At 59.5% G+C, this 14,310-nt stretch carries 7 protein-coding genes, 6 tRNA genes and 3 rRNA genes; 15 read left to right on the top strand and 1 reads right to left on the bottom strand.

All coding sequences use genetic code 11. The features are described from left to right. Positions 1-368 precede the first annotated feature (368 nt). Both ACT7B3_RS15705 and ilvN read left to right on the top strand, forming a co-directional pair. Entirely contained in the window at positions 369-2,093 is a 1,725-nt protein-coding gene (locus tag ACT7B3_RS15705; protein WP_444679252.1) for an acetolactate synthase 3 large subunit, read from the top strand. Beyond that, the gene (ilvN, locus tag ACT7B3_RS15700; RefSeq protein WP_010627682.1) at positions 2,093-2,584 is read left to right on the top strand and encodes an acetolactate synthase small subunit; all 492 of its coding nucleotides are present in this window, start codon (positions 2,093-2,095) and stop codon (positions 2,582-2,584) included. The genes ACT7B3_RS15705 and ilvN overlap by 1 nt, the downstream gene beginning before the upstream one ends. 60 nt (positions 2,585-2,644) lie before the next feature. Here ilvN and ilvY read toward each other — a convergent pair whose 3' ends face one another. Beyond that, on the bottom strand, positions 2,645-3,532 hold the full coding sequence (gene ilvY / locus ACT7B3_RS15695; protein ID WP_445158573.1) for an HTH-type transcriptional activator IlvY: 888 nt from the start codon (positions 3,530-3,532) through the stop codon (positions 2,645-2,647). 171 nt (positions 3,533-3,703) lie between these two features. Between ilvY and ilvC the strand changes: the two genes are divergently transcribed. The 13 genes from ilvC to ACT7B3_RS15630 all read left to right on the top strand — a co-directional run bounded on the left by ilvC (position 3,704) and on the right by ACT7B3_RS15630 (position 14,238). Beyond that, complete coding sequence (gene ilvC / locus ACT7B3_RS15690) at positions 3,704-4,720, top strand: ketol-acid reductoisomerase (protein WP_444679253.1); 1,017 nt, start codon at positions 3,704-3,706, stop codon at positions 4,718-4,720. 142 nt (positions 4,721-4,862) lie between these two features. Then, positions 4,863-5,741: a CDP-diacylglycerol--serine O-phosphatidyltransferase gene (gene pssA / locus ACT7B3_RS15685; protein ID WP_445158572.1), complete on the top strand. Its 879-nt coding sequence runs from the start codon at positions 4,863-4,865 to the stop codon at positions 5,739-5,741. A gap of 709 nt (positions 5,742-6,450) precedes the next feature. Continuing rightward, positions 6,451-7,991 (top strand): 16S ribosomal RNA (locus ACT7B3_RS15680). Between the two features lie 93 nt (positions 7,992-8,084). Continuing rightward, a tRNA-Ile gene (locus ACT7B3_RS15675) sits at positions 8,085-8,161 on the top strand. A gap of 16 nt (positions 8,162-8,177) precedes the next feature. Beyond that, positions 8,178-8,274, top strand: a tRNA-OTHER gene (locus ACT7B3_RS15670). A gap of 117 nt (positions 8,275-8,391) precedes the next feature. Then, positions 8,392-8,467 (top strand) — tRNA-Ala (locus ACT7B3_RS15665). A gap of 197 nt (positions 8,468-8,664) precedes the next feature. Next, a 23S ribosomal RNA gene (locus ACT7B3_RS15660) occupies positions 8,665-11,554 on the top strand. A gap of 81 nt (positions 11,555-11,635) precedes the next feature. Continuing rightward, a 5S ribosomal RNA gene (gene rrf / locus ACT7B3_RS15655) occupies positions 11,636-11,751 on the top strand. The 16S, 23S and 5S rRNA genes sit together here with 3 tRNA genes alongside, the layout of an rRNA operon. A gap of 238 nt (positions 11,752-11,989) precedes the next feature. Beyond that, on the top strand, positions 11,990-12,970 hold the full coding sequence (locus tag ACT7B3_RS15650) for a biotin--[acetyl-CoA-carboxylase] ligase (RefSeq protein ID WP_445158571.1): 981 nt from the start codon (positions 11,990-11,992) through the stop codon (positions 12,968-12,970). Beyond that, the gene (locus tag ACT7B3_RS15645) at positions 12,967-13,806 is read left to right on the top strand and encodes a type III pantothenate kinase (protein WP_445158570.1); all 840 of its coding nucleotides are present in this window, start codon (positions 12,967-12,969) and stop codon (positions 13,804-13,806) included. Before ACT7B3_RS15650 ends, ACT7B3_RS15645 begins: the two co-directional genes overlap by 4 nt. A 116-nt stretch (positions 13,807-13,922) precedes the next feature. Then, positions 13,923-14,006, top strand: a tRNA-Tyr gene (locus tag ACT7B3_RS15640). Between the two features lie 47 nt (positions 14,007-14,053). Continuing rightward, positions 14,054-14,127, top strand: a tRNA-Gly gene (locus tag ACT7B3_RS15635). A 36-nt stretch (positions 14,128-14,163) separates the two neighbouring features. Further along, positions 14,164-14,238, top strand: a tRNA-Thr gene (locus ACT7B3_RS15630). Positions 14,239-14,310 lie beyond the last annotated feature (72 nt).

The following is a 14,310-nucleotide window of genomic DNA, read 5'->3' as shown; positions in this document are numbered from 1 at the left end:
GACACTGCTGCAGGCCTATTGGAATCTTGAGCGTTCCTGATTTGCGGGCGCGGAATTTAGCGGGCAACCCCCCATACCCGCGCGAAGGGTAGGCGCATGCCTCTACCCGCCGAAGGACTCCGGAGCACGGCCAACCGCCGGTTCCGGCCAATGCCCCGACGCGGCGATCCGCCGTGCTAGGGAAAGCGTTTGCAGGCAGCCTGTTAGGCCTTGCTGCGCGTTCCCGATGAGAGTGCAGGCCCCAACAGGGCTAAATGCCAGGGTTTGGCATCAGGTGTCGGCTCGGCCGACAGCGGCATACCGCCGCACTCGAACCCGTGCCCCAAAGGGCGCGGATCGCACTCGAGACCTCCAGGGGAGAGACACACGTGGAATTGCTTTCCGGCGCGGATATGATCGCCCGATTCCTGCAGGATGAAGGCGTCGAATACATCTATGGTTACCCGGGCGGCGCAGCCCTGCACATTTACGATGCGCTGTTCCGCCAGGACAAGGTCAAGCACATCCTGGTACGCCATGAACAGGCCGCCACCCATGCCGCCGACGGCTACGCCCGGGCCTCCGGCAAGCCCGGCGTGGTACTGGTCACCTCCGGCCCCGGCGCCACCAACGCCGTCACCGGCATCGCCACCGCCTACATGGATTCGATTCCCATGGTGGTACTGTGCGGCCAGGTGATGAGCCACCTGATCGGCGACGACGCCTTCCAGGAAACCGACATCATCGGCGTGACCCGTCCGATCGTGAAGCACAGCTTCTCGATCAAGCACCCGACCGAGATTCCGGAAGTCCTTAAGAAAGCCTTCTATCTGGCCGCGACGGGGCGTCCCGGCCCGGTGGTGGTGGACATTCCCAAGGACATGACTGCCCCCACCGAGCGCTACGAGTACGTCTACCCCAAGAAGGTCAAGATGCGCTCCTACAACCCGGTGGCGCGGGGTCATACCGGACAGATCAAGAAGGCCGTGGAGATGATGCTCAAGGCCAAGCGGCCGGTCTTCTATACCGGTGGCGGGGTCATCACGGGGCGTGCCTGCGAAGGGCTCACCGATCTGGTCAAGCGGCTCGGCTATCCCATCACCACCACGCTGATGGGTATCGGCGCCTACCCGCAGAGCGACCGGCAGTGCCTGGGCTGGCTCGGCATGCACGGCTCCTACGAGTCGAACATGGCCATGCACCATGCCGACCTGATCATCGCCATCGGCGCGCGCTTCGACGACCGCGTGACCAACAACACCTCCAAGTTCTGTCCCACGGCCAAGATCATCCATGTCGACATCGACCCCAGCTCCGTCTCCAAGACGGTGCGCGCCGACGTGCCCATCGTCGGGCCGGCGGCCAGCGTCATCGACGAGATGATCAGCCTGGTGCAAGGCAAGGAAATCGCTCACCCCGAGGCACTGACCGAGTGGTGGCAGAAGATCGACGGCTGGCGCGAGGAGCGCCGCGGCAAGCTCTACGAGCCCTCGAAGCCCGGCGAGCAGCTCAAGCCGCAGGAGGTGATCGAGGCGCTGTGCGACATCACCCGCGGTGAGGCCTATGTGACCACCGACGTGGGCCAGCATCAGATGTTCGCCGCCCAGTACTACAAGTTCGACAAGCCCAACCGCTTCATCACCTCGGGCGGGCTCGGCACCATGGGCTTCGGCTTCCCGGCGGCCATGGGCATCAAGCAGAACTTCCCCGAGGAGACGGTGGTCTGCGTCACCGGCGAAGGCAGCTTCCAGATGATGATGCAGGAGCTCTCCACCTGTAAGCAGTTCGGCGGTGGGGTCAAGATCATCAATCTGAACAACGCCTCGCTGGGCATGGTGCGCCAGTGGCAGGACCTCAACTACAAGTCCCGCCACGCCCACTCCTACATGGAGTCGCTGCCAGATTTCGCCAAGCTGATCGAGGCCTATGGCTTCACCGCGCTGCGGGTGGAGACGATGGACGAGCTGCGCCCGGCGCTGGAACGCACCTTCGCCGACAAGCACGAGCTGGTGTTCGTCGATGTCATCGTCGACCCGCGCGAGCACGTTTATCCGATGCAGGTGCCCCTTGGCTCCATGCGTGACATGCTGCTTTCCAAGACGGAGCGGACCTGATGCGCCATATCATCTCGATTCTCATGGAAAACGAACCGGGCGCACTGTCTCGCGTGGTAGGGCTGTTCTCGCAGCGCAACTTCAACATCGAGACGCTCAACGTGGCGCCCACCGAGGACCCGTCGCTGTCGCGGCTGACCGTGACCACCGTCGGTGACGACCGGGTGATCGAGCAGATCACCAAGCACCTCAACAAGCTGATCGACGTGATCAAGCTGGTCGACCTCACCGAGGGCAACCACATCGAGCGAGAGCTGATGCTGGTGAAGGTCAAGGCGCTGGGGGCGGCCCGCGACGAGGTCAAGCGCACTGTCGACATCTTCCGCGCCCAGATCGTCGACGTCACGCCGAGCCTCTACACGGTGCAGATCACCGGCGATGCGCCCAAGCTCGATGCGTTCCTGCAGGCCATGGGGCCGGTGGGTATCCTCGAGGTGGCGCGGACCGGGGTGTCGGGTATTGCCCGCGGCGATAAAGTGCTCAGCCTTTGAGCTACCGCCGGTCGTATCGACTAGCCGCCCTTCGGGGCGGCTTTTTGTTGTCTGGCTTTGTCAGCGCTCCACGACCTCGTCCCACAGCGCCTGGATCAACGGGCGTTTCAGCTGCCGGTCCAGCACGCAAAGCCCGACGTCGTAATGTGGCAGTTCGGGCTTGACCGCTAGAACCCTCACCCGCTCAGCCAGGGGGCTGTTGTCGAGCACGATCTTTGGTACCACGCCGATACCGAAGCCGAGGCCGACCATGCTGACGATCGCCTCGTGACCCGCGACCTGGGCATAGATGGTGGGCCTCACGCCCAGTGCCCGAAACCAGGTGTCGGCGTACTCCCGTGAAAGCCCCGCCTCCGAGAGTACCATTGGTACGCCCTGCCACTGCGCGGCGGAGGGCGAGTCGGGGGTGAGCGGGATCCAGGGGGCCTGCTCTTCCGGGGCGATGAAGACCAGCGGCGAGCGGGTCAGCGACTTGAAGGCCAGGCCTCCGGGAGCACTGCGCGGACGGGGTGTAATGGCCATGTCCTCGTCGCCGGCCAGCACCCGGTTCATCGCTTCCGCCGGGTCGCCGGTGTGCAGCTTGAGCTCGATGCGCGGGTGATGCAGGCGAAAATCGCTGAGCAGGTCGTAGAGGAAGCTGTAGCTGGCGGTGACCGAGCAGTAGATGCTGATCTCGCCGGCGAGCTCGCCGTCCTGGCGGCTCAGCGCATGACGCAGCAGCTCCCACTGGCCCAGCGCTTCGCGGGCGTACTCCTGGAAGACCTTGCCTTGGCGGGTCAGGGCCACATGGCGGTTGTCACGCACGAACAGCGGCGCGTCGAGGCTCTCCTCGAGCTGCCGGATGGTCCTCGATAGCGTCGAAGGGCTGACGTGGCACAGCTCGCTGGCACGACCGAAGTGCAGCGTATCGGCCAGGGCGAGAAACTGCTTGAGAGGGCGCATGTCCATGCGACCATTATTGCATGATACGGCACATCGTGTTGCAAATATCGCGTTTTACGCAACACTGGCTTCGCGTTAAGGTGTCTCCATCGAATGTCCGACGCCCAGTGCCGCGACAGACGGCGCGGGTGGCCATCAATGCTGACACACTCTCACTTTTGCTTTTAGGAGCCTGCCATGCACGTGTATTACGACAAGGACTGCGACCTCTCCCTCATCCAGGGCAAGAAAGTCACCATCGTGGGCTACGGCTCCCAGGGCCATGCCCATGCCAACAACCTGAAGGAGTCCGGGGTGGATGTCACCGTCGCCCTGCGCGCCGGTTCTTCTTCCGCGGCCAAGGCGGAAGGGGCCGGCCTCAAGGTGGCCTCGGTCGAAGAGGCGTGCAAGAACGCCGATGTGGTCATGATCCTGGCGCCGGACGAAAACCAGAAGGCGATCTATGAGAACCAGGTCGAGCCTAACCTCAAGCAGGGTGCCACCCTGGCCTTTGCCCACGGCTTCAATATCCACTACAACCAGATCGAGCCGCGCAAGGATCTGGACGTGATCATGATCGCCCCCAAGGCCCCGGGCCATACTGTGCGCTCCGAGTTCGTCAAGGGTGGCGGCATCCCCGACCTGATCGCTATCCATCAGGACGCCTCCGGCAAGGCCAAGGAGCTCGCGCTCTCCTATGCCGCAGCCATCGGCGGCGGTCGCAGCGGCATTATCGAGACCACCTTCAAGGACGAGACCGAGACCGATCTGTTCGGTGAGCAGGCGGTGCTCTGCGGCGGTGCAGTCGAGCTGGTCAAGGCCGGTTTCGAGACTCTGACCGAGGCAGGCTATGCGCCGGAGATGGCTTACTTCGAGTGCTTGCACGAGCTCAAGCTGATCGTCGATCTGATGTACGAGGGCGGTATCGCCAACATGAACTACTCCATCTCCAACAATGCGGAGTATGGCGAGTACGTGACCGGTCCCGAGGTAATCAACGAGCAGTCTCGCCAGGCCATGCGCAATGCGCTCAAGCGCATCCAGACCGGCGAGTACGCCAAGATGTTCATCCAGGAAGGCAACACCAACTACCCCTCGATGACTGCACGGCGTCGCCTCAATGCTGAGCATGAGATCGAGCAGGTAGGTGCCAAGCTGCGCGGCATGATGCCGTGGATCACCGCCAACCAGCTGGTCGACAAGAGCAAGAACTGATCGGGTGAGGCGGTTTCGACGAGGGCGCGTATCAACGCGCCCTCGTTGCGTTTGGGCCGGCTTCGCTTTTCGCTCGAACGCCACGGTGTAGAATGGTACCTAGCACCTTTGGGTGAACCTTCTCTGGCAATGGACGACACGCATGAGTCAGGACCCCCGTAGCAGTGAGCATTCTTCTCGCCCCGACAGTGCCGAACCAGGGCCGGCCGAGCACGACAGGGCGCCCCCGGCCGAGGAGGACCTTGCCTCGGCATTCGTGCGCGAAACCGAAGTGATCGAAGAGGCGATCGAGAATGGCAAGAAGGTCAGGCGCAAAGGTATCTACCTGCTGCCCAACCTTTTCACTACCTCGGCGCTGTTTGCCGGCTTCTTCTCGGTGGTGGCGGGAATCAATGGAGACTTCACTGCCGCGGCCGTGGCGATCTTCATTGCTATGGTGCTCGATGGCTTGGATGGGCGTGTGGCCCGTCTCACCAATACCCAGAGCGCCTTCGGTGCCGAGTATGACAGCCTTTCCGATATGCTCTCCTTCGGTGTGGCGCCGGCGCTTGTGGCGTTCACCTGGATTCTTCAGGACATCGGTAAGACCGGCTGGGTGGTGGCCTTTCTTTACGTGGCCTGTGCGGCGCTGCGCCTGGCGCGTTTTAATGTGCAGATCGGCAGTGTGGACAAGAAGTGGTTCATCGGCCTGCCGAGCCCTTCGGCCGCGGCCTTCGTCGCCGCCAGCGTGTGGACCTTCCACAGCTTCGATGCCGAGGCCTTCGGCTTCAAGCTGCTGATGATGATCGTGGTTGCGGCGGCCGGCATCCTGATGGTCAGCAATATCCGTTACTACAGCTTCAAGGACATTGATCTCAAAGGGCCGGTGCCCTTCGTGGTGCTGCTCGCGATCGTGCTTGGCTTCGTGGTGATCTCGGTGGAACCTTCGGTCATGCTGCTGCTGCTGTTCGGCGCCTACGTTGCCTCAGGGCCAACCTTGGCCATTATGCGCAAGATGAAGCATGCCCCTCCTGCCGCATAAGCCTCTTGGCTTCCGTAAGAAAGCGCCCGCCTCGTGCGGGCGTCGTCGCCTTCGCCCTGCGAACAAAACCATCCACAGCCCCTGGCCGCCGAGCGCCTGTGGATAGCTCGTCCGCCCGCGTCTCGTCACCGCGTTGCCATCATCCTGAAATTTTTTTACAGCCGCCCCTTGCAGGGGTCGGGGGAAAGCCGTAAAGTACGCATCCGCTGCCGGTGACGGGCAACGTCATCAGCGGTGGGAAGAGTGGTAAGTGGCTGTCTTGTTTTGGTTTTTTCGATTCGTTTCGCAAAAATCGCCCTTGACGCCCACGGCGAATTCGGTAGAATGCGCCCCACTCGAAAGCAAGTCCGGCAGCGGTCTTGCGGTCGCCCGCTCCGGCGGGTCTTCGCGGTCAGGGTCACCTCGGTGACGGCCACGAAGAGAGTTGACAAACTCCGGCACTTGAGTAGAATACGCCTTCCTCGCAGGGCGCTGGTGAGGCCCCTCGATCACAGGATCGACGGCCGCGACAGCAAGCGAGACGCTCCACTCTCTATAGAGCCCGGAGCCGCTCTTTAACAATCGATCAGGTAATTCATGTGGGCGCTTGTCGATGAGGTGGTGAGAAGTCACACCATTATCAAGGCAAGCGACTCGTCGAGACCTTCGGGTCTTTTGAGAAGCTTTAACCTTGAGCCAAGTTTGGTCCGCTTAACGGACTACTGATCTTAAACTGAAGAGTTTGATCATGGCTCAGATTGAACGCTGGCGGCAGGCCTAACACATGCAAGTCGAGCGGCAGCACGGGAAGCTTGCTTCCTGGTGGCGAGCGGCGGACGGGTGAGTAATGCATAGGAATCTGCCCGGTAGTGGGGGATAACCTGGGGAAACCCAGGCTAATACCGCATACGTCCTACGGGAGAAAGCAGGGGCTCTTCGGACCTTGCGCTATCGGATGAGCCTATGTCGGATTAGCTAGTTGGTGAGGTAAAGGCTCACCAAGGCGACGATCCGTAGCTGGTCTGAGAGGATGATCAGCCACATCGGGACTGAGACACGGCCCGAACTCCTACGGGAGGCAGCAGTGGGGAATATTGGACAATGGGCGCAAGCCTGATCCAGCCATGCCGCGTGTGTGAAGAAGGCCCTCGGGTTGTAAAGCACTTTCAGTGGGGAAGAAAGCCTCGCGGCTAATATCCGCGAGGAAGGACATCACCCACAGAAGAAGCACCGGCTAACTCCGTGCCAGCAGCCGCGGTAATACGGAGGGTGCGAGCGTTAATCGGAATTACTGGGCGTAAAGCGCGCGTAGGTGGCTTGATAAGCCGGTTGTGAAAGCCCCGGGCTCAACCTGGGAACGGCATCCGGAACTGTCAGGCTAGAGTGCAGGAGAGGAAGGTAGAATTCCCGGTGTAGCGGTGAAATGCGTAGAGATCGGGAGGAATACCAGTGGCGAAGGCGGCCTTCTGGACTGACACTGACACTGAGGTGCGAAAGCGTGGGTAGCAAACAGGATTAGATACCCTGGTAGTCCACGCCGTAAACGATGTCGACTAGCCGTTGGGTCCTTCGCGGACTTTGTGGCGCAGTTAACGCGATAAGTCGACCGCCTGGGGAGTACGGCCGCAAGGTTAAAACTCAAATGAATTGACGGGGGCCCGCACAAGCGGTGGAGCATGTGGTTTAATTCGATGCAACGCGAAGAACCTTACCTACCCTTGACATCCTGCGAACCCTTCGGAGACGAAGGGGTGCCTTCGGGAACGCAGAGACAGGTGCTGCATGGCTGTCGTCAGCTCGTGTTGTGAAATGTTGGGTTAAGTCCCGTAACGAGCGCAACCCTTGTCCTTATTTGCCAGCGAGTAAAGTCGGGAACTCTAAGGAGACTGCCGGTGACAAACCGGAGGAAGGTGGGGACGACGTCAAGTCATCATGGCCCTTACGGGTAGGGCTACACACGTGCTACAATGGTCAGTACAAAGGGTTGCGAACTCGCGAGAGCAAGCCAATCCCAGAAAGCTGATCTCAGTCCGGATCGGAGTCTGCAACTCGACTCCGTGAAGTCGGAATCGCTAGTAATCGTGAATCAGAATGTCACGGTGAATACGTTCCCGGGCCTTGTACACACCGCCCGTCACACCATGGGAGTGGACTGCACCAGAAGTGGTTAGCCTAACCTTCGGGAGGGCGATCACCACGGTGTGGTTCATGACTGGGGTGAAGTCGTAACAAGGTAGCCGTAGGGGAACCTGCGGCTGGATCACCTCCTTAAACGACATATCACGCCTCGCGGCAAGTGCTCACAATGAATTACCTGATCGGCCAGAGCAAAGACTGTTTGGGTATAGGCCCAGCGTGACCAATGGGTCTGTAGCTCAGTTGGTTAGAGCGCACCCCTGATAAGGGTGAGGTCGGCAGTTCAAATCTGCCCAGACCCACCATTCTCGAGCTTCGGCCGGGTCTGTCGCTCAGTTGGTGAGAGCGCACCCCCGGAAGTTCTATAAAGAGAAGGGTGAGGTCGCCGGGTTTGTTTCAAATCTGCCCAGACCCACCAATTTTATTCAGTCCTGCGTTATTTCGTGACTCGCATAGCGAGCTATGCGTCGCCCCGAAATGCCTTGACCTGAATAAAATTAACCGAACCGCCCCTTGAGGGAAGGTCGGAATCAGTGGGGCCATAGCTCAGCTGGGAGAGCGCCTGCCTTGCACGCAGGAGGTCAGCGGTTCGATCCCGCTTGGCTCCACCATCTACTCCAAGCCAGTCTTTATCTGCAGAGACCAGCGGCAAGTCGATAGACTTTCCACTGTTCTCTGAACAGTCTGCTCTTTAACAATGTGAATCATGCTGACAGTTCCTTTCCGACAGGAAAGGAAACGAAGATACGTCTCAAGCGTATCCGGCAATGTCGTACGTGATCGCAGACCAGACCCCTTCGGGTTATATGGTCAAGCGATTAAGCGCATACGGTGGATGCCTTGGCAGCCAGAGGCGATGAAGGACGCGGTAGCCTGCGATAAGGCTCGGTGAGGTGGCAAACAACCTGTGACCCGGGCATTTCCGAATGGGGAAACCCACCCAGCACAAGCTGGGTATCCCACACTGAATCCATAGGTGTTGGGAGGCGAACCGGGGGAACTGAAACATCTAAGTACCCCGAGGAAAAGAAATCAACCGAGATTCCCCTAGTAGCGGCGAGCGAACGGGGACTAGCCCTTAAGCGGCACAACTGATAGGCGAACAGGCTGGGAAGCCTGACCATAGCGGGTGATAGTCCCGTAGCCGAAATCTGAGTGTCGTGAAATCGAGTAGGTCGGGGCACGTGAAACCTTGACTGAATATGGGGGGACCATCCTCCAAGGCTAAATACTCCTGGCTGACCGATAGTGAACCAGTACCGTGAGGGAAAGGCGAAAAGAACCCCGGAGAGGGGAGTGAAATAGATCCTGAAACCGTATGCGTACAAGCAGTGGGAGCATGCTAGTCATGTGACCGCGTACCTTTTGTATAATGGGTCAGCGACTTATTTTCAGTGGCGAGCTTAACCGTATAGGGGAGGCGTAGGGAAACCGAGTCTTAACTGGGCGACCAGTCGCTGGAAATAGACCCGAAACCGGGCGATCTATCCATGAGCAGGTTGAAGGTTGAGTAACATCAACTGGAGGACCGAACCAGGATCTGTTGAAAAAGATTTGGATGACTTGTGGATCGGAGTGAAAGGCTAATCAAGCTCGGAGATAGCTGGTTCTCCTCGAAAGCTATTTAGGTAGCGCCTCACGTATCACCGCCGGGGGTAGAGCACTGTTTCGGCTAGGGGGTCATCCCGACTTACCAACCCGAGGCAAACTCCGAATACCGGTGAGTGCAGCGTGGGAGACACACGGCGGGTGCTAACGTCCGTCGTGAAAAGGGAAACAACCCAGACCGTCAGCTAAGGTCCCGAAATCCTGGTTAAGTGGGAAACGATGTGGGAAGGCTCAGACAGCTAGGAGGTTGGCTTAGAAGCAGCCATCCTTTAAAGAAAGCGTAATAGCTCACTAGTCGAGTCGGCCTGCGCGGAAGATGTAACGGGGCTAAACCAGGTACCGAAGCTACGGGTTCATCCTCTGGATGAGCGGTAGAGGAGCGTCGTGTAAGCCGATGAAGGTGGATTGAGAAGTCTGCTGGAGGTATCACGAGTGCGAATGCTGACATGAGTAACGACAAGGGGAGTGAAAAACTCCCCCGCCGGAAGACCAAGGGTTTCTGTTCGACGCTAATCGGAGCAGAGTGAGTCGGCCCCTAAGGCGAGGCCGAAAGGCGTAGTCGATGGGAAACGGGTTAATATTCCCGTACCTCATAGAGTTGCGATGGGGGGACGAAGAAGGCTAGGTGGGCCAGGCGTTGGTTGTCCTGGTGAAAGCCAGTAGGCTGGGATCTTAGGCAAATCCGGGATCCCAAGGCCGAGAGGTGAGACGAAGGCACTACGGTGCCGAAGTCATCGATGCCACGCTTCCAGGAAAAGCCTCTAAGCTTCAGACTCTATGGGACCGTACCCCAAACCGACACAGGTGGTCAGGTAGAGAATACCAAGGCGCTTGAGAGAACTCGGGTGAAGGAACTAGGCAAAATGGTGCCGTAACTTCGGGAGAAGGCACGCCGCACTAGTGTGAAGGCCCTCGCGGCCGGAGCACGAAGCGGTCGAAGATACCAGGTGGCTGCAACTGTTTATTAAAAACACAGCACTCTGCAAACGCGCAAGCGGACGTATAGGGTGTGACGCCTGCCCGGTGCCGGAAGGTTAAGTGATGGTGTTAGCCCTCGGGCGAAGCTCTTGATCGAAGCCCCGGTAAACGGCGGCCGTAACTATAACGGTCCTAAGGTAGCGAAATTCCTTGTCGGGTAAGTTCCGACCTGCACGAATGGCGTAATGATGGCCACGCTGTCTCCACCCGAGACTCAGTGAAATTGAAATCGCAGTGAAGATGCTGTGTACCCGCGGCTAGACGGAAAGACCCCGTGAACCTTTACTATAGCTTCACACTGGACGCTGATGTTGCTTGTGTAGGATAGCTGGGAGGCTAGGAAACCCGGACGCCAGTTCGGGTGGAGCCAACCTTGAAATACCAGCCTGGCATCATTGGCGTTCTAACTCAGGTCCGTGATCCGGATCGAGGACAGTGTGTGGTGGGTAGTTTGACTGGGGCGGTCTCCTCCCAAAGCGTAACGGAGGAGCACGAAGGTACCCTCAGCACGGTCGGAAATCGTGCGTTGAGTGCAAGAGCATAAGGGTGCTTAACTGCGAGACAGACACGTCGAGCAGATACGAAAGTAGGTTCTAGTGATCCGGTGGTTCTGTATGGAAGGGCCATCGCTCAACGGATAAAAGGTACTCCGGGGATAACAGGCTGATACCGCCCAAGAGTTCACATCGACGGCGGTGTTTGGCACCTCGATGTCGGCTCATCACATCCTGGGGCTGAAGTCGGTCCCAAGGGTATGGCTGTTCGCCATTTAAAGTGGTACGCGAGCTGGGTTTAGAACGTCGTGAGACAGTTCGGTCCCTATCTGCCGTGGGCGTTGGAGATTTGAGAAGAGCTGCTCCTAGTACGAGAGGACCGGAGTGGACGCACCTCTGGTGTTCCGGTTGTCACGCCAGTGGCATTGCCGGGTAGCTACGTGCGGACGGGATAACCGCTGAAAGCATCTAAGCGGGAAGCCCCCTTCAAGATGAGATCTCCCCGAGGCCTTGAGCCTCCTGAAGGGCCCAGCGAGACCAGCTGGTTGATAGGTCGGGTGTGGAAGCGCTGCAAGGCGTTGAGCTAACCGATACTAATGGCCCGTGAGGCTTGACCATATAACCCCAAGGGGTCTGCGCATCGCGCACATTGACGGATACGACGAGACGATCGCGTCAGCATGATTCCAACCGTTTTCGCCTGACGACCATAGCGAGTGGGAACCACCTGATCCCATGCCGAACTCAGCAGTGAAACCGCTCAGCGCCGATGGTAGTGTGGGGTCTCCCCATGTGAGAGTAGGTCATCGTCAGGCACTTCTTCAGAAACCCCGGCCAACTGGTCGGGGTTTCGTCGTTTGGGGGTGATGAAAAACAGCAGGTCGCGCGGTGAGCCAGCGTCGGCAGCTTGGCTGCGCCTACTCTCCCGATACCACAACACCCCGAAGCCCCGAGCGCAAAAGCGCTCGGGGTTTTTTGTTTAGCGGATTCAGGCGTTTCCGTGCCTGCGGCAGTTCCGCTAGAATGACTCCTTTCCCAGTTGGGGCAAGTGGCATGACCATCGGCGATCTGATTCGACTGCTGAGCGACGGTGAGTTCCATTCCGGCGAGCAGTTGGGAGAGCGTATGGGCGTATCCCGCACTGCGGTCTGGAAACAGTTGAAGAAACTTGAGGCGCTCGATATTCCGCTCGAGGCCGTCAAGGGGCAGGGCTATCGCTTGACCAGGCCGCTGGAGCTGCTTAATGGCAACGCTATTGTTGCTGGTCTCGCGCGTTCGGGCAGGCAGCATGTGACCAGGCTATTCGTTGAGGAAACACTACCGTCCAGCAATGAGTTCATTCGGCAGCGCTTCGCTCAAGGTGCTGGGCACGGCGAGGTCTGTCTCGTCGAGCAGCAGAGTGCGGGGCGAGGGCGTCGTGGTCGCTCCTGGACGACGCCTTGGGGCCGAGCCCTGATGCTTTCCATAGGCTGGCGTTTCGAGTCGGGTGTGGCAGCTCTGGAAGGCCTGAGCCTGGCGGTTGGTGTGGCCTTGGCACGCGTGTTGGAGCGGCATGGGGTGGCGCCTCGGCTGAAGTGGCCCAATGATGTGTTGCTCGACGAGGGGGGGGGGCTTGGTAAGTTAGCAGGCATCCTGATCGAGATCAGCGGTGATGCGGCAGGCCCTTGTGAGGTTGTGGTGGGCCTGGGCATCAACTTCGACCTGTCCCCAGGCTTCCGTCAGCAGATCGAGCAGCGTGTCGCGGCCGTGCAGGATCAGGCCCCAACGCTATCGCGCAATCTACTGGCCTCTGAGCTGCTCGGAGAATTGATGCCGCTGCTGGCCGGTTACGAGAACGCCGGGTTTGCTGCCTGGCAGGAGGAATGGAATGCACGCCATGCCTACCAGGGCTGTGAGGTCGAGGTGACAAGAGGTCAGCAGCGGCTGGTGGCAACAGCAGAAGGGGTGGATAAGGCGGGCAATCTATGGATTCGGCGTGGCGAGCAGCGTGAACGCCTGTCAGGGGGGGAGATCAGCGTGCGTGGACGTACATGATCCTGGATCTGGATATCGGCAATACGCTATCGAAATGGCGGTTGAAGGATGCCGACAGTAGCGAGATACGCTCGCGTGGTGCCGTCTGGACCCGGGAAGAGTGGAAGCCCGGATCAGATATCCCGGACCTGGATGTCGTGGAGGCAGTGCGCATCTCAAGCGTCGCACGCGAAGCGGTGCTGGAGCAGACCGTGGCTCTGCTCCAGCACCGCGTCAGCAATGTGCATGTGGCACGTTCTGCGCCTGAGTCGCTGGGGGTGGTCAATGGGTATGATGAGCCGCACCGCCTGGGTGTCGATCGCTGGATGGGCGTGCTGGCAGGCTATCAATTGGCCGGCGGGTGCTGTGCGGTGGATTGTGGCAGTGCGATTACCATTGATTTCGTGCTGCCGGGCGGGCGGCACTTGGGAGGATACATTCTCCCTGGCCTGCGGCTAATGAAGGAGAGCCTTAAACTCGGCACCCGCAATGTGGCGATCGACCCTGATAGTGAGGCCGAGGAGCTGCTTTTGCCCGGCAGGCGCACCGTGGAGGCGGTCAATCACGGTATCTATCTGGCAGCGGTCAGCGCCGTGAACAGGATCTACAGCGAAGTCTGCGACCGTGAGGGCATCGCCCTGCCCATGCTGTTGACCGGAGGTGATGCGCGGGTTGTCGCGCGCGGAGTCCATTGCCCTCATGCCGTGTGGCCTGACATGGTCTACGGGGGGCTTGAGGCCTGCTTTCCGCTGACGGCGGCCGAACGAGCGGGAAGAATGTCGGGTGCGCCCCAGGTGCCGCAGCCTCCGAGCCTGGAAAAAATACGTGCTGGCCTTGCATTCTCCATGCTGCTTTGAAATAATGCAGCGCGTTCCGCAGGCAAGCAATCGTCATGTGGAGCAAGCTAAAGGCAAGTCCATGAAAAATAAGGGCTTGACAAGGCTGAAGAGGGCGGTAAAATTGGCCGCCAGTTGGAGGGGTTCCCGAGTGGCCAAAGGGAGCAGACTGTAAATCTGCCGCGAAAGCTTCGAAGGTTCGAATCCTTCCCCCTCCACCAGATTTCGCCAGGCCCAGTATGCTGGGCGGGGCAGCAAGAGTGGGTAGGCGGGCATAGTTCAATGGTAGAACCTCAGCCTTCCAAGCTGATGGTGCGGGTTCGATTCCCGCTGCCCGCTCCAGATATCGCGGCGAAGGCCTAGGTATCATGTGTTTGTGCTCATGTAGCTCAGGGGTAGAGCACACCCTTGGTAAGGGTGAGGTCGACGGTTCAAATCCGTCCATGAGCTCCATATAGCGAAAGGCGGGCCAAGGCTCGCCTTTTTCTTGCCCTTCTGGCAGCAAGTTGCAGAAGGGGGTTGTCA

It is taken from the genome of Halomonas sp. E14 (assembly GCF_052568415.1).
This window is presented reverse-complemented; position numbering and strand designations above follow the sequence as displayed.